This window comes from Devosia sp. P3_B2 (assembly GCF_056402875.1).
This window is the reverse complement of the sequence record NZ_JBFUGO010000001.1, coordinates 344,263-362,430: the sequence shown is the minus strand read 5'-3', so window position 1 is coordinate 362,430 and position 18,168 is coordinate 344,263. Positions and strand designations below refer to the sequence as shown.

The following is an 18,168-nucleotide window of genomic DNA, read 5'->3' as shown; positions in this document are numbered from 1 at the left end:
CAACGATGCCGCTAGCGGAACGTCTCAAGAAACTTCGCGCCGATGAAGGCCAGTCATTGCAACAGGTCGCCGACGCCGTAGGGGTATCGAAGGCTCACGTGTCCGACCTCGAGCGCGGAACCACCGCAAATCCCAGCCTTGACCTTCTTAAGAAGCTCGCGGCTCACTTTTCCGTCTCAGTGGGATTTTTGATCGACGACGAGCCCACATCCGCACCGATCGTTGTAAACTCCAGTCAGGTCGAGCTTTGGATAAAGCAAGTCCGTCGCGCGCAGGCGGCGGGTCTTGATCTCGAGAACGCGGCACAGGAAGCGAAGGAGATCTTCGAGCAGCAGATGGGGCGGTCCTTGGACGAGACCCAGACTGCTACCTGGAGAGCGGCTAAGGAAGAGATCAAGAAGGCCCTGTCCCAGGAAATCGAATTTCTGGGCACCAACTCTCTGCGGAAACCCAGGCGCCCCATCTGGTATCCCGGGCCCAAGCCAAACGATCAGAACTGGCCGAAGCTGCAGGCCTACATGCACGAGACGCTGCGTTGGGACAGCGACACTATCCTGAGCATCGACAACACCTCCACCGAGGTTGTCGGGCTGATGGACAACCCGGTGCAGAGCGTCTTCCGCGGGCGCGGATTGGTCGTTGGCTACGTTCAGAGCGGGAAGACCGCCAACATGACCGCGGTCATTGCGAAGGCAGTCGACGCTGGCTATCGCTTCGTGATCGTACTCACGGGCATGACTAACTCCCTTCGCCGGCAGACACAGCGCCGCCTTGTGCGTGATCTGTGCGAGCGCAACAAATACGGGTGGTATCAGCACACGAACAATGACGCCGACTTCCGTTCGCCTGCCAACCTGTGGTTTCAGGTGACGAACGATGTCCAGCTCGCGGTGATCAAGAAGAACGTGTCGCCCCTGACCGAGCTGCTAAACACCATAAGGCAAACACCTGAGATCCTGCGCGATCGTATGCCGGTCCTGCTGATAGACGACGAGTGTGACCAGGCAGGCGTGAATGCGACGGGCAGTCAGTACAACATGACTGCGATCAACCGCCTCATACGCGAGATAATCACAGCTTTGCCCCGCGTTCAGTATGTGGGCTACACGGCCACCCCGTTTGCCAACATCCTGATCAATCCCAGGACGCCAGAAGGCGTGATGGACGACCTCTATCCCGAGGATTTCATCACCGCGCTGCCTCTGCCCCAAGGCTACTTTGGCGCCGAGAGCCTGTTCGGTCGCGAGCCGATCAACGCGGATGAGGAGACACCCGCCGAATCCGGCCTCAACATGATCCGCCCGGTTCCGCAGAAGGACGCAGATGCCGTCCGCCCACCATCAAGGAAAGCCGGTGGAAGCTTTGCACCTGGTATCCCTCCATCGCTGGAAGAAGCGCTTACATACTTCATTCTTGCCAGCGCATGCCGCAGAGCGAGAGGGCAGGCCAAAAGCCACAGTTCAATGCTCATTCACACCACTGTCTACAAGCGACCGCACGAACGGCATCGCGAAGCTGTGGCTGAATGGATCGAGGAGTTCAGGGCCGGCCTGCGCACAGGCACGAGACAAGAAGATCTGCGCAATCTGTGGGACGAAGAACGCTCGAAGGTGAATGCCTCACGGTTCGGGCGCGTCTCCGAGACCTTCGAGGTCATTGAACCTCACATTGACGCTGTGCTCGAAGCGCTGGAACTCGTCGTTGAGAACAGCGAAAGCGAGACACGCCTCGATTTCGAGAGCGGTCCTAAGACGTACATCGTCATCGGCGGGTCCGTCCTGGCGCGTGGTCTGACGATCGAAGGGCTGGTCGTCAGCTATTTCGTACGCAGCACGGGTCAGTACGACACACTGCTCCAGATGGGTCGGTGGTTCGGATACCGCAACGGGTTCGAGGATCTGCCGCGCATTTGGATGACGGGCGAGCTGAGCAGCGCGTTCAGAGACCTGGCCACTGTCGAAGCAGAGATCCGCACGGATATTGCCACTTACCGTGAGCGCGACGTGACGCCCGCAGACTTTGCGGTGCGTATCCGGCAGATACCGGGAATGACTATCACGGCGGCAAAGAAGATGGTGGCCGCCGAAGACTGTGACATCAGCTATTCCGGTGAGCATCTTCAGACCATCCGCTTCCACCACGAGAACGCCGATGAGCTGAAACACAACTGGAAGGCGGGCGCCGATCTCATCACCGCTGCGGCGAGAGAGTCGACGGTTGAGGTGGGCAAGGGCGGGCGCCTGTATCGCGGCGTGCCGCTCGATGATGTGGTTCACTTCCTGAAGGCATACCGTGGAAGTCAGCGAGACCTGTTTTCAGAGTCGCTCGTCCGGTACGTGACAGAAGAGGCAGCAAGGTCTGACCAGCCATTTGCCAAGTGGAATGTCGGGATCGTCGAGCCAGCCAAGCAGGTGGCATCGCAGAAAGAACTGGGGCCGCTCGGCAAAGTATCTCTTGTGAACCGTGCCCGCCTTGTCGACCTCAGTGGAGGAATGGCCGACATCAAGGCGCTCATGTCCCGCCGCGATGTACTGCTTGATGCTCCCGGCGCCGACAAAGTCGCCGACAACTGGCAGGCGCTGAAAGACGAGCGTCAACGACTTGTGGGCGACAAGATCCCCCTGCTCCTGCTTTACGCAATCAACGCAAACTCTGTGGCTGCGGAAGGCAGCCAGTCGCGAGTCGACCTGAATGCGGCAACGGATATTCTCGGCGTGGGTATCGTGTTTCCTGACCGGGGTGAGAGGAAATCATACGTACGCGTTGCCCTCATCCCGGATGACGCGGAAGGCGATGACGATCTTGCCGCCGCCTTGGAAGATAACGAGGCAAGCCAATGAGCGGCGGGGAGCTTGCCGATCTGGCATGGGATCGTCTCCGCGGTGAGAAGACAGGCGACTCAGACCTTGGGATGCCGTCCTTCCCGCTTCAAATCAGCACCGAGGCTGGCCCCGCACGGCTCGCGGTCGGGACGGCGGATGAGCCCCGCCTCCTGTTGCCACTGGCAGCCGGCGAAGACTTTCCAGACATCGGAGACACGCCTGGCCTCCTCCTCCTGGACATCGTCCTGTTAACCAAAGGCAAGCCGGTCCGCTTTGTCGACATGACCTGCCGGGACGCGGGTCTTGAAGACGTGTTCCGCGATCTGGTGTCGTCGATCTTGAAGCGCATCGGTGAGAAGGCGAGTGTCTCCGACGCAGTGGAAGGGGCGGTACGTGAATACCGCGCTCTTCTGAAGCGTCGAACGCAGTCGGCTGCGACGCTCGAAAAGGTACTGGGGCTGCTGGGCGAACTTTACGTGCTCAATCAGCTTCTGGACATTGCCCCGGCGGCGGAAAGCACGTGGATGGGCCCCTCTGGTGCGCGCCATGACTTCCGCCGCGCGGAGATGGCGATGGAGGTCAAGACATCAATCCGCAGTCAGACCAGCACCGTGGAGATTTCCGGCCTACAGCAGCTCCAGGCACCGTCGGAGGGGAAGCTGCTGCTGGCAGCTTTGTTCGTTGAGGCCGATCCGGCGGGCGTCATCACTGTGCCGCGCCTCGTCGACAGCATCCTGACCAAAGCCCAAGACGTTGCGCGCGTGGGAAGTATCCTTGCTTCCGCGGGATATGACCTGGAGGCGCCGAAGCCATTCGAGCAGTTCGCGTTTTCCCTGTCCTCTTTTGATCTGTATCGGGTCGAGGGAGATTTCCCCCGACTGACAAGCGAAGACCTTAAGGGAACAGCCCTACCCTTGGGTGTCTCCCAGGTCACATATCGTCTTGATCTGGCCGCTGCTCAGTCCCACCGGATCTCGCCTGGAAGCCAGAGCCAGCAGCTTCAGAGGTTTCTTGGGCTATGACTGCGCTCTCGCTCGGATCTGAGAAATTCAGCCCGTCGGGTGGATTTGCCGCAGACGGAATCAAGAAACTGCTGGGATCGCCGGCGCTGTCCGCGCTTCAGACGGTTGTGCGTGAAACGGTTCAAAACTCCTGGGACGCCCGCGGGACTGCCGGGCAGATTAGATACCGAATTGAGCTCAGGACTCTGACTGCCACAGAGCAGGCCACACTGCGCGACCAGGTTTTCGTCCAAACGCCCTCGTCTGTTGCAGACCTTCAAACGTACCTCACCAGCCCGTCTCCAACGGTCCTGGTCATATCGGACTGGGGAACCAAAGGACTCGGCGGCCCCACCCGAGCTGACGTGGTCCCCGAGCCTCACGAGTCCAGTGACTTCGTAAACTTCATCCGAAACATCGGTATGCGTCGGGACTCGGTGCAGGGCGGTGGGACCTATGGGTACGGGAAAAGCTCGCTCTACTCTATGAGCGCCTTTTCCACCGTCATTGTCGACACACTTACGGCAGCAGGATCTGGGTACGAACGGCGTCTGATCGCGTGCCATCTCGGCGGCGCCACCGATGATCCGGTGAAGGGCAAGCTCACTGGCCGGCACTGGTGGGGCGAGATCGACACGAGTCAGTCATTCGTCGAACCTCTGCGTGGTCCAGCGGCGGAGGAGCTCGCCAATGAGATAGGACTGCCCACACGAAGCTCCGGCCAGACCGGAACGTCGGTTATGGTGCTGAACCCGCTGCTGGGCGAGGCGCTGGATGAGTGCCTGGGCGAGATTCAGGAGAGCCTGCTCTGGTTCTTCTGGCCGAAAATGCTGAGGGACAACGGCGAACAGCCAATTACCTTCGAAACGCTTCTCGAGGGTCAACTGGTCCCGATGCCATCCCCGGAGAGCTTCGCGCCTGTCTCGCTTTTTGTAGAAGCGTACTTGGCGCTAAAGCGCCGGGGCGACGATATCCATGAGGTAAGAAGCGAACGGCCGGCACGACTCCTTGGACGCTATGCCATTCGGCGCGGACTTAAGGGGGATCGAACAAGGCTGGTGCCGTCTGCCGACAGCATCATCCCCGGTGCATCGAGACACATTGCATTGATGCGGCCGGTGGAGCTGGTGGTTAAGTACCTGGAAGGCACACCTCTGGCCGGGGAGGAAGTTGAGTGGGGCGGGGTGTTCATCTGCTCAACCGATCGCGAAGTCGAACAGGCGTTCGCTGACGCTGAGCCTCCTGCGCACGACGACTGGGTGCCGGACAACATGCCGAAGGGGCCGGCCAAGACCTTCGTCCGAGTTGCGCTTCGGGAGCTGCGTGACATTGCACACGCGTACGCATATCCAGTGCCGATCTCGCCCCCATCCGACGAGGTGCAACCTTCCTTGGCTGTTGCATCTGATCTGCTGGGCCGGCTTCTGCCGAGCTCCTCCGCTGGCGGTCGGGGTTCAAACGGTGGGGGAGGAAGCCGAAGGGCCTGGAAGGTAAGCACTCCCCGCTTTAGTGGCTTGAGCCTCGTTGGGAACGTGACACAGGCAACCTTCGATGTGGATGTCGAGAACAATGCGGGTCAACCGCTGACCGTACGGGGACTTCCTGGCTATTTCATCGATGGCGCAGTCAGTGCGGAGAACACGGCCGCAGATGGCAGAATCGTTGAGATAACCACCTGGGCTGACGATAGCGGAACCGTCCTGACCGGCGACACCTTCGTGGTGCCGCCTCGCAGCTCTCGCACATGGACCGCACGCGTAGCCATGCCAGGTCTTGGCGCAGTCGGCCTCAGACTCGAGGCGGAGCTGGAGAGCAACTCATGAGCGCTATCGCATACCCCTACCTCAGACCCTCTGCCGGTACGGTTGTCGCCTCAGCTTGGCAGGTCTCCGTCGACGGGCGGCCGCATGTGCCGCTGCAGACAGAGGTTCCAGGCTGGGACTACGCGGCGAGTGTTGAAGCCATCCGCTCGTTCTCGGTCGACTACAATGAGCTGGCTCGCGAGGTCGGAGTCGACACCGGCACGCTCGCTGTTGACCTGCTTGTCACGATGTCGACCGGCAAGGGTCGCCTGGGCGCCGCGCGTAAAATAGTCTGGCGATCAAGAGTGCGACCGGACGAGGCTCAGGATGCGCTAATAGTCCTCGACGGCCCCGACCTCTCAAATCGCTTCTCGCTTACCTCCGAGCTGATCCTCCGAGACACTCCGTTCGTGCTCTCGACGCTGGCGCCACACCTGCCGGGAACACGACTTTGGAGCGACACCGTTACAGCCGAACTTGAGCCCGTCGCACCCAGGTTCCCGATCGAAGTGACCAGCTTCAGCGCGAACCTCCGCCATAGAGCGGGTGCGTCGCCGTGGTTCCTCGACTGGTCGCCCGGGTCGTTGTCGCATGAGTTTGTCAGCAGCGTTCAGCTCTACCTCAACGCAGACTTCCCGGAGCTGGTGGAGCGGGTGCGGGGCATCGACGAAACGACCATCCGCCTGATCATGGCAGGGATGGTAGTCCAGCTGGCACGAGGTGCACTTGGCGATGAGTCCTTTTCGCTTTCGCTCCAGAGCGAGCACCCAACCAGCGTTGGCGGTGTGATAGCCACGTGGATTTCCGCGGCATTCCCTGACCAGTCACTTCCCACGGTCCAGTCCATCGCGCAGCTGAACCCCTCGAAGTTCGACTCTGCGATTGCCGCTCTCTCTACACTTGCAGGAGAGGAGTGATGGCGCCGCTTCGACTATTCCCGCGGCTCAGCAAGCTAGGTGTTGACGCGATGCTGGCCAGAGCCGGGCAGCAGGGCCAATGGACAGCCGACCACATGAAGTACGCGGAGGGGTTTACCACCTATGGCGGCTCCGGCGCATCTCGCGTTTCGCAAAGCGAGCTTATGGAAATTCGTGATGCGATTGTGCAGATCGCGGTGAACGCCGGTTTTCCCAGCAGCCAGCGGCAAAGTGCACGGTCTGCGTTCGATGCCGCATGCACCGCCTGGCTGGGAAACAATCGCCCGATCACAAGCGGAGAGGCTCTGCGTGACGACGTCTGGGCTTACGTCGCTGCTTGTCTGCTCTCTGACGTCACTCGTTGGCGATATGGCGACGTTCCGGAAAGATACTACGGTGGCGTGCGCAATACATTCCAACGGCTCTGGCTCCGCAGCTCGGCTCTGGATCGGGGCAGCGATCATTCGGATCGATGGAAAATCGTGTCCGAACTGTCAGAAGACGCGTTTGTCCAGATTACAGAGCGCCCGTCGGTAAGCGCAGATCCGCACCTGGCTCGGGCGATCGGTGAAGCGTGGCTGGAGACGGCCGCAGAGATCGGCAAGGACAACATGCAAGAAGTCACTCGCACCGCCGTCCGCGATATCCGGATCGCTAACGAAGTCATCTACATCGGGGCCCTGTCCGGCAACGGAATCCGCGATGCCGTAAGGCGCTATTTTAATGCCGCGGTTCGTAGGCACCTTCGGCAGTAGCAATCCGAGAAGGAAGACCGGTCGCTCGCTTCGCCTCAACAATCGATCGAATCTGCATTGCCAGCTGCGGCGCTGACGAGCGAATCTCACATTCCCAGGTCGTGAAAACGGTCCATCCCTGAGCCTCAAGTGAGGCCACAGACTCTGCATCTCTCTGAACGGTGCGATCAAACTTGCTGCGCCATCGCTCCGTGTTCGTGGCAGGGGTCGTGGCGTACCGGCATCCGGGATGCCGATGCCAAAAGCATCCGTGGACAAAAACCGCCAGCTTTACGCCGGGAAAGATGATGTCCGGAGTTCCGGGCAACCCACGACGGTGCAGCCGGAAGCGAAGTCCCGCACGATGCAGCGCTGAACGGAGCGCCATTTCGGGGCCGGTGTCCTGCGCCCCAATCCTCGACATGTTGTAACTGCGAATGGCGGGACTATGGACGTCAACCATTGCTGGCGGCTCGCGGTTGGACAGGCTGGTCGTCTGACTCTGCCGCACGCGCGAACAGCGGGGCCACGGCGCGTGCAAGTTGTACAGCGAGGAGCGGAGGCACCGCGTTGCCAATCTGGTGGTACTGCTCCGTTCGGTTTCCGCTGAAGAAATAGTCATCGGGAAATGTCTGCAGTCGCGCAGCTTCACGGACGGTAAGGCTGCGCCCTTGCGTAGGATCAGGGTGAATGAAGTAGTGGCCGTCTTTGGCAATGTGCGACGTGACCGTCGATGAGGCGTCATCCCACACCTGCACCTTAAAACGATCGCTAAAGCCTGCCGCTTCAACCTCGCCCGAGCTGCTGTTGATCGTAACATTGCGGTGGGCTGGAAGCAGAAAGGGCGGCCACTCTTCGAGCTTTGGGCTCCGCTGTGTGACTTCAGCAGTTGCGGCGGCGAACAGATATCTACCGAGGTCTGATTTCATGTGACCCCGGGTTTCATGCTGTATGAAGCCGTCGAGTTCCGGATTGGAAAGCCACGTCTCAAGCACAGCATTGTGTGGGATGTCACTCGGTGCGGCTAAGAACGACGACCCGCGTCCGTTTGCTGGCGCCGGCGCATCAAGTGCCGCCTGAATCGCTGCCAGGACCGGCGCACCCAGTGCGGCCAATGCCTCGGCAGGAAAAGCTGCTGCCCTCTGCTCACGCCATGCGCTTTCGCTGTCCTTTCGGGAGATGCCACTACGCAGGGCAGGAAGTCTTCCTATAGCGTCACGCACAGTTGTCCGATCTGATCGTAGAAGCGTGCCTGGGACACCCTCGTGATCCTCCCGAACTCCGAGGATGATGACCCGGTGTCGCTTCTGCGGAATTCCGTGCTCTTCGGACCGGATCAGGAAGTCCGCATTTTCTGCCTCGCCGGACCACAAGTCGTCAGCGGACCCGCCAAATGCGAGTAGCCGGTACTTCGGGCGACCAGGACGCGCCAATCGCATCAGTTCGACAAGATCTTTGTCGTCCGCCAGCGAGCGCCAGGGGTCTTTCAGGTCCTCGCGGATACGGTCGAACATCCGGGCGTGACCGCCATCGGCGTCAGGTGCTCGCGCCGACAGGATGCCCTTTACGTTCTCCATTACAAAGACGGCAGGCTGGTGCACCGCAATGATGCGAAGGTACTCCCGATACAACGCGTGGCGCACATCCTTCCGGAAGTGAGCCAGCCGGCTGGTCCTTGTAACCTCCGCAAGAGCCTCGTCCTGCCGAGCATCGTGACCGATGCCGGTCATGCGTGCGCGTCCCATCAAGGAGTAGGCCTGGCATGGGGGGCCTCCCAAGAGGAGCCAGTCATCAGCGCCGGCCAGGCGCGATGAAATGCGCCCATGAAGGTCGGACAGATCGATTTTTCCAAGCTCCGCCTGCCAGACGTGCTCCACAGCAGCCTTCCATTGGGGGAAGCGCTCCAGAACCTCGACAGGCGATTGGCCCTTCACGACGGCCCAATACTCGGCAGGCAGAGGCAATTCATCAAACAGGCGATAGAACGTGCGCAAGGTCAGCGTTCTTACCGCCGTCGCTTCCTTCTCGATGCTGAGTACGCTTCGAAAGCGCACGTCAGCGTCATACCACTCCGCGTATCGACTGAAGCCCTCGCTGAGACCGCCGGGGCCGGCGAACAAATCGATCACGGGGACAGTTCTGAGCGAATTGGTCATGACCGACGAATGGCTCAGTGGGAAGGCCAATTCAAGTCGGAAGCTGACGGGCTCAGTCTTGTTCACTGAACTCGCGATATCGACCGACCTCGACGGACCTTGCGCCGGTGCCCGAGGCAGCTGATGCTCCGGGGCTAGCGCTTCGCATAGGGGCCGGGGGGAACTGATGAAGCCTATCGACGACAATGGGCATGAGCTTGACTCAATCTTCACGATTGAGCCGAGAGCCGGTGGCTGTCTTCTGATTCTTGAGTCGCGAGGTGGCGCCGAGGGTGGTCCCCGCGCGCCGCGCAACGCCGATTACGCCAAGGGATTGGAGTTGCTGCTGAATCGACTCGGAAAACGTGGGGCCACTTTGACTGACATTGAGGTGTTTAGTCGCGTTACTCAGGACTGGCCGGTTGAACGACGACGCATCGAGGCACCTAGCTTTCCTGTTCCCATTGACCTGTCGAGCATCCGGGACTTGCAGGCATTTCGTCACCAGTTGGGGAGTGCGTCGGCCGCCCTCGGCCGGAAGGCACGGACAGGCGGAAACTCCACCAAACGACTTCGGTTCACACTCGAATGGCCTTTTGCTGTGGGACGTCGTCCGGGGGAACTCGAGCGATTGCTTGCGGGAGGTTCAGACAATCTCGCGGTGCCTGTTGAGGAGAACAACGTTCGCAAACCCGTACTAGAGGAACCCACCGACGATCCGGATGAGCTTGCTCGGCGCGTCCAGGTCGCCAAAGATAGGATGGAGCGTGGGGGGCGTGATCTGCCCCCTCCGCCCGCCGGTTCCAGTGAGGTGGAAGAACGCATCGGCTGGTCGAAGCGATACGTCCGAGATCCGAACATCGTTGCTTGGGTGCTGATCGTCGCCAACGGCACCTGCGAGGTCTGCGACACCCCGGCGCCGTTCATTGACAAGAATGGCGACCCCTTTCTGGAAGTTCATCATGTCCGCCCACTGGGCGAGGGCGGGCCAGATGTGACCGAGAATGCGGTGGCGGCATGCCCCAATTGCCATCGCCGTCTCCATTTTGGAGAAGACAGAGATGCGTGCCGCGTCGCTACCATCGCCAAGATCGAGCGGTTGGAGGATTACCCGATGTTGGTGGATCAAACTGCGCCAACCGAAGATCCGGCTCTCCTGGGCGGTGTCGAGTAAGGGGACCGGCTGGCATGCCGTCCCGTCTCCCTTTTCCAACAGAACGGGAGATAATCTTGCGACCGCGCCTGAGGTGGCTTGTTCCCGCGGGCGCCCTTGGCGACGATCGTCCCCGACGTCGCTACGAGACTTATCCCCGCCACGGTGAGGCGCCGTACTCTGATACCCCAATTGGAGGTCAGAACATGCAGCAATGGTGGTGGGCGGCCATACCGATCATCGCAGGTGGTTTGGGCTATCTAGCGCGGCGGTTTCTCGAACGTCGTCGCGGGGCCGAAGCGCTGAAGCGCAAACTTCAGGCGTTGGCATTGCACCAAGGGATGAAGCGCGAGGGTTTATCGATGCAGGATCTCGAACAGATCGAGCGCGAGGCAGCCACCTAGTGGAAGGGATCGGCCGCGCTTCGATGCGGCAGATAGCCGTGGCCAGTAAGCCAATCACGCAGGATGTGATCGATCGCTGCCGCCTTGGTCGTGGGCGCCATAGGCTCCGCCAAGTATGCGTCCAGCCCCGGCCGCAACTTCCGGATCGGGTGACGAGATCGCATCCAGCGCGGCAGCCACTTGTCGCGCCACGGGATTGGCGGGATCTGCCGATCCAAGAAATGGCATTTGCTCGGCCTCAACGCGGAGCAGCGCCGGCACCCGATACTGGCTCGCCCCCAGCGAAGTCAGCAATTCCTGCGCAGCATGCAGGCGACGATCATCTGCGTGAAGGTGCTTGGGCATTCCGACCTTGACGACGGTCAGCAGGTCGCCAACGATCTTGGCGAGGTCGTAGTTGGTGAGTTTGGCCATGGGGCGCACCGAACTGTAGATGTCCGCACAGGCAAGCACGACGCGAGGTGCAAGTCACCTACTTGTCACCCACCTCATTTCAGGCGGAACTGTGCGCGCGAGACGAGGCGACCGTTTTGGAAGGTCGCGTGCATGTTCCCAAACATCGCGGTCTGCGCATCCCAGCCGACCATGACGCTGTTTGTTCCGCCCAAACTGACCTGACTGAGTATCTCACCCTCGCAGCCGATGATGTCGCGCGCCGCGGCGTAGGGCATGCCGATTTCGAGCTCGTAGAACTCTGCCAGCGTCGCGCCGCACTTTGCCGCCGCTGCGGGGCGAGCCGCCACCGTCGATGTAGCCGCTGTGTCCTCGCCACTATTGCGGATCGCTGCCAGCGCCGCGAGGGCAATGACGACAACGGCGACGTACTTTCCCCAGTCTACGAGCAGGCTTCGCCTCAGCGTGTCGGGCGCCCCCCGCTCGGCTTGCTGCAGCGTCGATGGGTTGGCTGGTTGGGCCAGTTGGGGGCGGTTTCTACGGCCGAAGGGACGGGTCTGGATCATATCGAACTCCACACATTCCATTGCGGTGACGGTACAATATGTTCCTGTTAAAGTCCGTAACGTACGTGTTCAATTTGACGTCTATCGAGAACAATCCGTTCTCATGGACATCTTCATCCAGCGCCTGCGAGAACGGGCAGCTCAGCTCGGAATCTCCAATGCGGAGGCCGCGAGGCGGTCCGGCCTCGAGGAGCGACGCTATGCCCATTACGTCACCGGGCGACGCGAGCCGGACCTCGAGACCTTGGTGCGGATCGCGCAGTCGCTCGGCACCACACCCAACTGGCTGCTCGGTGAAGACGATGCGCCTTCCGCGCGAAACGGTCTGATTGACCGGTTGCTGATGGCCGGTCGGGCCATGTCGGATGCGGAGCTGACGACGACCGTTGTCCAGGCAGAGGCCGTCGCTCGCGCGGCCAAAGAGGGCTGACAGGGATGCCGGATGGCCTCCTTTCAGTACTGGGTATCGACGCCGCGTGGACAGCGCGACAGCCGAGCGGGGTGGCACTGGTTGTGAACCGTTCCAGCCGCTGGGAACTTTCTGCCGTTGCGTCGTCGTATGCCGACTTTCTTGAGGCCGGCCAGGGTCTACTGGTCTGCAACCCTACTGCGCTTCTCGCGCGAGCTGCGGAACTCGCCGGTCGTCCGGTCACGCTGGTGGCGGCCGATATCCCGTTGTCGCATTCGGCCATCGTGGGACGCCGGTCTTCCGACGACGCAGTATCCGTGGCCTACGGCGCACGATACGCGTCCACTCACACTCCCAGTGTCTTGCGACCAGGCCCGATCAGTGAAGAACTGCGAGGCGGCTTCCATTCTCAAGGCTATCCACTTCGTACCCACGGTCCTGTTCATGATGGGTTGATAGAAGTCTATCCCCACCCTGCCCTTATCGAGCTCTCGGGCGCACCAGTTCGCCTTCCATACAAGCAAGGCAAGATACGTCGGTATTGGCCCGACCTGCCGGTCCCGGGTCGCCGTCTGCGACTCCTCGAGCAGTGGGGCAGCATAGTCAACCTGCTGGACGCAGAGATCGGGGGCGTAGCCGCCGCTTTGATCCTGCCCGAACCGGCGGCACCAGCTAAAATGCTGAAGGCCTTCGAGGACGCGTTGGATGCTGTGGTGTGCGCCTGGGTGGGGCTCTGTGCTCTGGAGGGGCGCGCAGTGGCGATGGGGGATGGGGATTCCGCAATCTGGGTTCCATTGCCGTTTCACCGATAGCGACTGGACTTCTCTGAAGTAACAAGCCGGTTTGATCCCATGCTTAAACAGCGTGGTGACCGGATGCGCTTAATGATCCTCAGCGAGGAATCCCACGGCCTGATCCTCGGCCAGGCTCGACCGCGTATGCTGGCGCGAAGTGATGCCACTCTGCGCGAGGACGGACTATGGGAAGTCCCGGTCGACGACGAGGTGGCCGCCGCCATCGACCATGCGAGACTGCAGGGCGAAAGCGACGATGACGTCGTGAGCCGGCTGGTGCGGGAAGCTATCGGGCTGCGCCCGAGCTAGCCATTCCTCACGCGGCCAGAGGTGCGAGTTCCACCTCCCCGCGGCGAGCCGTCTCTGCACGTAAGCACGAAAGCCATGCGGACTGCGCGGGCGCTTCAGCCGGTGCCTCGCTCGATTGCAGAAGAAGCAGGCCGCAGCGACATTCGTGGACGTATCAAGTCCGCCATCACACCGCGCCTTCAGGTGCTCCGCTGTGCAGCGCCTCGGACCACCCCCCGATCGCAGCATTGGTATGTCGCAGTAGCAGCACCCCCCCGTTGGCGCTCGGATGCTTCATCACGCAGTCGGACAAGTCTTTGGCTCATGACACACCCGTTTCACGCTCTGCGCTGTGCAGAGCTTCGAAACAGAACGTGCCGCGCGGTTACAGACCGGCTCCTGCACTAGGCCGCATAAGCGGGCATCGGACCGAGCCCTATGAGCGTGACCCTGTAGTGTGCGCCGACAACCTAACCCCATTCCTCCTGGGCCTCAATCCCGTCGGCCCCGCGAGAATTATTGTAAATTTCGGGATCCGGCGATCGAGCAAGTTACTTCCACGTGTGGCGAAGGATGCTCAGAAGGCGCGTGTTCCTCGGCATGACACGCCTATCTCGCGAGTAACCCCCAATCGACTTGCCGACGGCCGTGAACCAGGGGTCTGCGGCCACGTCGACAGCGCGGAACGACTCCGATCGGCTGACCGCCGTTGGGAACATATACTCATACTTCCAGGCGATGGGTCGATCGCCGCGGCCAGGCGAGTAGTAGTTTCATAAAATTATCGGTAGCTGCTCCGCTAGTGCGCTGCTGCCGCCCCTCATTGCACCCATGTCCGGGGAGGACCCGGAGCGCACATGTCACCTGCGCACACACGCCATCACAAAGGCTTCGACGACGACCTTGGCATCATCCGGATTGGGATAGTTAGTGTTGTCGAACCAGAAGTCCTCGCCGCGTGGATGGAGGCGGATGTTGTACCCACGTCCATTCTCGAACACCGTGAACTTGCCCTCTGGCACCTGCAGCTTCCACGTCTTCGTGCCAGTATTCGCCCACCGCTTCTTCAGCGCCTTCTTAGCCCGCACACGAGCGCGACCGCGCTGTTGCATGGCCTTGTCGCGTGCCTTAGCGGACACGAGGTCTTCTTGCATGCGCCCGGAGCAGATGCAGCCGCATTTCAGCAGCCCATCGTAATGGTCGTGTTGCATTACATGGACGTACCGAATCGACTGAGACTCGCACATCTCGCACGTCAGGTGCAGCTCCTCCCCATCTTCGCAGGAGTCGTATTCGTCGACCCAGCGCCAGCCCTTGTGAGGAACGCCGGGTTGGCTCCACTTCCCATGTATCGAATGGATACTTTCGCCGGTCGTCATAACCCCGTCCTATCTTTCGCCCGGAACATGCCAGCGGGAATCGAGCACGCAGTATATTACAGTTCCACACGGCGCATGAAGTTTCTCATCGGGCGCAACGCCCCGTCCCCTTAAGGGGGGACGTGGGCGCGCCTGCAGCCTCTGTCGCGGGGTCCGGCGCACGTGCGCCACCCGGAGAGGCCTAGAGTCCGGGCACTTCCTATATCAGGCGCACCGCCAGGCGCAGGCGCACAGGCAGGCGCGCGCCGCTCAAAACCCGGCTATTTTCGCCCAGTCCCTTGCGCCCGTGCGCCCGCCCAGAGTCCGGCGCCCTGCGGACATTTTGGCCATCATTCGGGCACCACCGCGCCCAGTAGAAGCGCGGCGTTTTCTCCGGTCTCGGTAACCCGGATACCGCCCGCATCCTCGACCAGCATGTCGTCATCGAGCAGCGTCGCGATCGCCTTGTTCACGTTGGCCTTGCTCATCCCAGGCGTTGACGGATCGATGAGCTCGGAGCGCTTGCCGACGAGACCGGCTTCCGCGATGCGAACCAGCACGAGGTCCTTGGCAGACTTCGGCTCCATCGCTTCGGCCCCTGCGCCAACATGCTTCATTGCAAGGCTGGTGCGAAGATCGTCGGCAACGATGACGTGCACTGGTTCAAAGGTGAAGCTGGTGCCCGGAGCCGCGTCGCGGATTTCCTCGACATCAACGATAGTCTGGCCAGCGGCGTTCTTGCTGACCTTGATGGTAGAGTCGACAGCTCCCGGCAACGCGGTGCTCCCTCGGCCCTGCTTGCCCTCGTCCTTGCCGCTGTGGTGCACGACAAGCACGGTGCCGGAATAGTGCTCGCGCACCTGGTCCAGCCCCTTCACGAACCGGTTCATATCGGCTGTGGAATTCTCGTCGCCGTCCATGCTGCGCGCCACGGTGTCGAACACGACCAGATCGCAGGGCGCGAGGTCAGCTGCGAGGAAGTCCTTGAGGTCATTCTTCGAGTCTACCGCCACCCGCATCGGCACGACGGCGAACCAGTCTTCGAGATCGTGGGGATCAACGTTGTTATGACGGCACCAAGCCAGCACGCGATCAGCGAAGCGGGATCCGCCGCCTTCGCCGATGACATAGGTGGCGCGGCCACGCTTGACCTCAACACCGTGAAAAGGTCGCCCCGTCGCAACGCAAAGACTGAGGTCAAGCGTCACGAAGGTCTTGTTGCTCTTGCGCCGCCCATAAACCTGCACCAATGCGCCCTGCGGTACCATGTTGGCTACGAGCCAGGCAGGCGGAGGCAGGGTCATAAGGTCGGTGACGGACAGGCGTCTGAATCGAGGAGGGCGGGACGGCTTGTGGCCCGCATCTTCCCCGGTCACGATGTCGTCGTCCCAGTCCCCGGCCGTGGCCGCCTGGACGAGATCGCCACGCCCGACGTCCGACACGGCCTTGAGCAGCGAACGATACGTCACGCCATCCGGCCGGCCCGACGTGAAGGTCACCCACTTCATCTCGTTCTGTGCGGAGGCGACCGAACCGAAATTGTCGTCGCGTGCGCACCAATCGAGCCAGACCACCATCCCTTCCGGATCGCCGCCAACCGCATCGTGGCAAGCGGCGGAGATGCGCAGCCAGTCGTCGTAGTCGGCGTAGGCCATCGGATCGAGCGCGTCGAGTAGCAGCTTGAGTTGGTCAACAGTGAGTTCACCACCCGCTCCAGTTCGCTCGGTCGGGTCCGGACGGCGGGCGTCGTTCAGCAGAACCTGCGGAGCCGGCGGCGCTTCCCCGATGGATTGATGGTCCTCGTCCACCTTGTATTGTTTGCGGGTGACCGGGTGAACGGAGCCGGGCGCGACGACGTAGCCACCCTCAGCCTTGATATCGACGCCGGGATACCCGGGGAGCTTGCCGCGCAGGCGCACTCCGGCAGGTTTCTTGAGGTAGAGGTGCATTCCGCCGCCGCCGGAATGGACGCGAGGAGTTTCATCATCCAGAAGCCACCTAAGACGCTTGAAAGACTCGTCACCGCCGTTGCGCGGATCGATGTCGAGCACCAGATCCTCAGGTCCAAGACGGATACCGAGGTTACCACCGCTCCTCAGATGGCTAGCGTAATCGAAGCCCCGATAGTCGGCGGTCTGCCAGCCCTTGTGGATCGGTACCTTCGAGGCGTGCTGGAGGGGAAAGATGGTGTACCCTGCCTCGGCGAAGCGATGCAGCTGCTCCAAGGGGCTCATGTTGCGACGACGCTCCGCTCGACGGGCATGAGCCGCCGCAACTTCGAGTCCAGCTTCTTGTGGACCGCCTGGATCGCGAGCTCTCCAGCACCCCAGTGCTGTCTGGCTTCCAATCCGACGACACGACAGTGTTCCGCGACCGCCGACCAGCCTGCGGCCCGGTCGGTGGCCCGAATATGCTTGGCGGTCAGTCGCTCGCGGGCCAGCTCGATGGACTGCTTATGGGCACGTGTCCACCCAGTCGCCATCAGCTTAGCGAGACGCTCAAAATACTGCGCCGCCGACGTGCCGTCGTTCTGAAGGTAGAGCATGTCATTAAAGCGGTAGTCTTCCCACCCGTGCTTCCAGCGCCTCGGGTCCGAACTGAACTCAATGGCCTGCTCAGCGAAATCGAGGTAGTCGACCCACGCATGCTCGTCCCACGGGATCCCCAACGGCTTGTACTTGCGATTGAGCGGCAACCACACGTGCCCGGCAACGGGCAACTTTGCCACACAGTAAGGCAGCTGAATGGGGTGGTTGACCATCACGAAGTAATTGTGGTCCGTCATGACGCGCCTCCAGCGATCCGAGCGTGGGGGGCCGTGCAGGAGCCTTCGTGGCACGGGCTGATAGTTGCCCAGAGGCTAGACTGGCCCACAGTCCGCAGCGGCTTCTTCTCTTCAACGATGTCCAGAATGACGTCGTGCATGCACGGCTCGTCTTCCGCCGCCCGCTGAAACTCCCGAGCGAGTTCAGCAAGTGCCTCGCGGGCAATACCCTTGATAGAAATACGCATCACGTTCTCTCCGTGAGCACAATTGCTCACATTTCGTGATGATACGTGATCACGACTTGTGAGAGAACGATCTGCGCGTGTGACGGTTAACGGGTGGGTAGGGTTAGTGCGAGAGAATGGCCGGAGAGACCCGGAGGCAGTGATGTCGAGCGACCCGCTGGAGAATGCACAAAGCCTCCGCTTGCGAATTCAGGCACGCCTTGCCGCGATCGAAGCAGAGCGAACTGAGCTCATTCAGCAGTTGTCGAGTGTTAGCCGTTTCCTAGACACGGCGGAGCAATACGCGCAGCTCGACCCGCACGGATCGATACCACCAAAGCTCACCAACCAACGTTCTTCGGGGGGCGCTCGACGACCTGCGAGAAATCCTCGTCGAGAGG

Annotated in this window: 18 protein-coding genes and 1 pseudogene; 10 read left to right on the top strand and 9 right to left on the bottom strand. The window is 61.3% G+C overall.

The features are described 5' to 3' along the window. Positions 1-5: 5 nt before the first annotated feature. From AC1DV8_RS01850 to AC1DV8_RS01830, 5 genes are read left to right on the top strand one after another with little or no spacing between them, the layout of a single operon-like run. The gene (locus tag AC1DV8_RS01850; RefSeq protein ID WP_477156256.1) at positions 6-2,840 is read left to right on the top strand and encodes a Z1 domain-containing protein; all 2,835 of its coding nucleotides are present in this window, start codon (positions 6-8) and stop codon (positions 2,838-2,840) included. Continuing rightward, complete coding sequence (locus AC1DV8_RS01845; protein WP_477156255.1) at positions 2,837-3,844, top strand: PD-(D/E)XK motif protein; 1,008 nt, start codon at positions 2,837-2,839, stop codon at positions 3,842-3,844. The genes AC1DV8_RS01850 and AC1DV8_RS01845 overlap by 4 nt, the downstream gene beginning before the upstream one ends. Then, positions 3,841-5,646: a hypothetical protein gene (locus AC1DV8_RS01840; protein ID WP_477156254.1), complete on the top strand. Its 1,806-nt coding sequence runs from the start codon at positions 3,841-3,843 to the stop codon at positions 5,644-5,646. Before AC1DV8_RS01845 ends, AC1DV8_RS01840 begins: the two co-directional genes overlap by 4 nt. Continuing rightward, positions 5,643-6,542: a hypothetical protein gene (locus AC1DV8_RS01835; protein WP_477156253.1), complete on the top strand. Its 900-nt coding sequence runs from the start codon at positions 5,643-5,645 to the stop codon at positions 6,540-6,542. Before AC1DV8_RS01840 ends, AC1DV8_RS01835 begins: the two co-directional genes overlap by 4 nt. After that, positions 6,542-7,297 (top strand): DUF6339 family protein, encoded by a 756-nt coding sequence (locus AC1DV8_RS01830; protein ID WP_477156252.1) that lies wholly within the window; start codon positions 6,542-6,544, stop codon positions 7,295-7,297. The genes AC1DV8_RS01835 and AC1DV8_RS01830 overlap by 1 nt, the downstream gene beginning before the upstream one ends. Here the strand turns inward: AC1DV8_RS01830 and AC1DV8_RS01825 are convergent. Then, positions 7,263-7,739, bottom strand: a complete 477-nt coding sequence (locus AC1DV8_RS01825; RefSeq protein WP_477156251.1) for a very short patch repair endonuclease — start codon at positions 7,737-7,739, stop codon at positions 7,263-7,265. The genes AC1DV8_RS01830 and AC1DV8_RS01825 overlap by 35 nt on opposite strands. Continuing rightward, positions 7,732-9,498 carry a DNA cytosine methyltransferase gene (locus tag AC1DV8_RS01820; RefSeq protein WP_477156250.1) on the bottom strand — a complete coding sequence of 589 codons (1,767 nt, stop codon included), beginning with the start codon at positions 9,496-9,498 and terminating at the stop codon, positions 7,732-7,734. Before AC1DV8_RS01820 ends, AC1DV8_RS01825 begins: the two co-directional genes overlap by 8 nt. A gap of 100 nt (positions 9,499-9,598) precedes the next feature. Between AC1DV8_RS01820 and AC1DV8_RS01815 the strand changes: the two genes are divergently transcribed. Next, positions 9,599-10,585 carry an HNH endonuclease gene (locus tag AC1DV8_RS01815; protein WP_477156249.1) on the top strand — a complete coding sequence of 329 codons (987 nt, stop codon included), beginning with the start codon at positions 9,599-9,601 and terminating at the stop codon, positions 10,583-10,585. Between the two features lie 185 nt (positions 10,586-10,770). Beyond that, a complete protein-coding gene (locus AC1DV8_RS01810) occupies positions 10,771-10,968 on the top strand; it encodes a hypothetical protein (protein WP_477156248.1) in 198 nt (65 codons plus the stop codon). Positions 10,969-11,022: 54 nt separating this feature from the next. On the opposite strand, the gene AC1DV8_RS01805 is transcribed toward AC1DV8_RS01810, so the two are convergent. Continuing rightward, positions 11,023-11,382, bottom strand: coding sequence for a hypothetical protein (locus AC1DV8_RS01805; protein ID WP_477156247.1), 360 nt, complete (start codon positions 11,380-11,382; stop codon positions 11,023-11,025). Positions 11,383-11,456: 74 nt separating this feature from the next. Beyond that, positions 11,457-11,927, bottom strand: a complete 471-nt coding sequence (locus AC1DV8_RS01800) for a hypothetical protein (RefSeq protein WP_477156246.1) — start codon at positions 11,925-11,927, stop codon at positions 11,457-11,459. 103 nt (positions 11,928-12,030) lie between these two features. Between AC1DV8_RS01800 and AC1DV8_RS01795 the strand changes: the two genes are divergently transcribed. From AC1DV8_RS01795 to AC1DV8_RS01785, 3 genes are all read left to right on the top strand, one after another. Continuing rightward, the gene (locus tag AC1DV8_RS01795; RefSeq protein WP_477156245.1) at positions 12,031-12,357 is read left to right on the top strand and encodes a helix-turn-helix domain-containing protein; all 327 of its coding nucleotides are present in this window, start codon (positions 12,031-12,033) and stop codon (positions 12,355-12,357) included. Positions 12,358-12,362: 5 nt separating this feature from the next. Further along, entirely contained in the window at positions 12,363-13,148 is a 786-nt protein-coding gene (locus AC1DV8_RS01790; protein ID WP_477156244.1) for a DUF429 domain-containing protein, read from the top strand. A 63-nt stretch (positions 13,149-13,211) separates the two neighbouring features. After that, on the top strand, positions 13,212-13,439 hold the full coding sequence (locus AC1DV8_RS01785) for a hypothetical protein (protein WP_477156243.1): 228 nt from the start codon (positions 13,212-13,214) through the stop codon (positions 13,437-13,439). A gap of 111 nt (positions 13,440-13,550) precedes the next feature. On the opposite strand, the pseudogene AC1DV8_RS01780 reads toward AC1DV8_RS01785, so the two are convergent. The 5 genes and pseudogenes from AC1DV8_RS01780 to AC1DV8_RS01760 all read right to left on the bottom strand — a co-directional run. Then, a pseudogene (locus AC1DV8_RS01780) lies at positions 13,551-13,709 on the bottom strand (HNH endonuclease); the annotation flags it as partial. A 569-nt stretch (positions 13,710-14,278) separates the two neighbouring features. Further along, positions 14,279-14,797, bottom strand: a complete 519-nt coding sequence (locus AC1DV8_RS01775; protein ID WP_477156242.1) for a hypothetical protein — start codon at positions 14,795-14,797, stop codon at positions 14,279-14,281. Between the two features lie 329 nt (positions 14,798-15,126). Continuing rightward, positions 15,127-17,010 (bottom strand): AAA family ATPase, encoded by a 1,884-nt coding sequence (locus tag AC1DV8_RS01770; protein ID WP_477156241.1) that lies wholly within the window; start codon positions 17,008-17,010, stop codon positions 15,127-15,129. After that, positions 17,007-17,561, bottom strand: a complete 555-nt coding sequence (locus tag AC1DV8_RS01765; protein ID WP_477156240.1) for a hypothetical protein — start codon at positions 17,559-17,561, stop codon at positions 17,007-17,009. The genes AC1DV8_RS01770 and AC1DV8_RS01765 overlap by 4 nt, the downstream gene beginning before the upstream one ends. Then, positions 17,558-17,788, bottom strand: coding sequence for a hypothetical protein (locus AC1DV8_RS01760; protein ID WP_477156239.1), 231 nt, complete (start codon positions 17,786-17,788; stop codon positions 17,558-17,560). Before AC1DV8_RS01760 ends, AC1DV8_RS01765 begins: the two co-directional genes overlap by 4 nt. Positions 17,789-18,168 lie beyond the last annotated feature (380 nt).

What these genes read in the sequence shown, in the direction of transcription:
- AC1DV8_RS01850 (WP_477156256.1), top strand. Translation starts at nt 6, where the DNA reads ATGCCGCTAGCGGAACGTCTCAAGAAACTTCGCGCCGATGAAGGCCAG.
- AC1DV8_RS01845 (WP_477156255.1), top strand. Translation starts at nt 2,837, where the DNA reads ATGAGCGGCGGGGAGCTTGCCGATCTGGCATGGGATCGTCTCCGCGGT.
- AC1DV8_RS01840 (WP_477156254.1), top strand. Translation starts at nt 3,841, where the DNA reads ATGACTGCGCTCTCGCTCGGATCTGAGAAATTCAGCCCGTCGGGTGGA.
- AC1DV8_RS01835 (WP_477156253.1), top strand. Translation starts at nt 5,643, where the DNA reads ATGAGCGCTATCGCATACCCCTACCTCAGACCCTCTGCCGGTACGGTT.
- AC1DV8_RS01830 (WP_477156252.1), top strand. Translation starts at nt 6,542, where the DNA reads ATGGCGCCGCTTCGACTATTCCCGCGGCTCAGCAAGCTAGGTGTTGAC.
- AC1DV8_RS01825 (WP_477156251.1), bottom strand. Translation starts at nt 7,739, where the DNA reads ATGGTTGACGTCCATAGTCCCGCCATTCGCAGTTACAACATGTCGAGG.
- AC1DV8_RS01815 (WP_477156249.1), top strand. Translation starts at nt 9,599, where the DNA reads ATGAAGCCTATCGACGACAATGGGCATGAGCTTGACTCAATCTTCACG.
- AC1DV8_RS01810 (WP_477156248.1), top strand. Translation starts at nt 10,771, where the DNA reads ATGCAGCAATGGTGGTGGGCGGCCATACCGATCATCGCAGGTGGTTTG.
- AC1DV8_RS01805 (WP_477156247.1), bottom strand. Translation starts at nt 11,382, where the DNA reads ATGGCCAAACTCACCAACTACGACCTCGCCAAGATCGTTGGCGACCTG.
- AC1DV8_RS01800 (WP_477156246.1), bottom strand. Translation starts at nt 11,927, where the DNA reads ATGATCCAGACCCGTCCCTTCGGCCGTAGAAACCGCCCCCAACTGGCC.
- AC1DV8_RS01795 (WP_477156245.1), top strand. Translation starts at nt 12,031, where the DNA reads ATGGACATCTTCATCCAGCGCCTGCGAGAACGGGCAGCTCAGCTCGGA.
- AC1DV8_RS01790 (WP_477156244.1), top strand. Translation starts at nt 12,363, where the DNA reads ATGCCGGATGGCCTCCTTTCAGTACTGGGTATCGACGCCGCGTGGACA.
- AC1DV8_RS01785 (WP_477156243.1), top strand. Translation starts at nt 13,212, where the DNA reads ATGCGCTTAATGATCCTCAGCGAGGAATCCCACGGCCTGATCCTCGGC.
- AC1DV8_RS01775 (WP_477156242.1), bottom strand. Translation starts at nt 14,797, where the DNA reads ATGACGACCGGCGAAAGTATCCATTCGATACATGGGAAGTGGAGCCAA.
- AC1DV8_RS01770 (WP_477156241.1), bottom strand. Translation starts at nt 17,010, where the DNA reads ATGAGCCCCTTGGAGCAGCTGCATCGCTTCGCCGAGGCAGGGTACACC.
- AC1DV8_RS01765 (WP_477156240.1), bottom strand. Translation starts at nt 17,561, where the DNA reads ATGACGGACCACAATTACTTCGTGATGGTCAACCACCCCATTCAGCTG.
- AC1DV8_RS01760 (WP_477156239.1), bottom strand. Translation starts at nt 17,788, where the DNA reads ATGCGTATTTCTATCAAGGGTATTGCCCGCGAGGCACTTGCTGAACTC.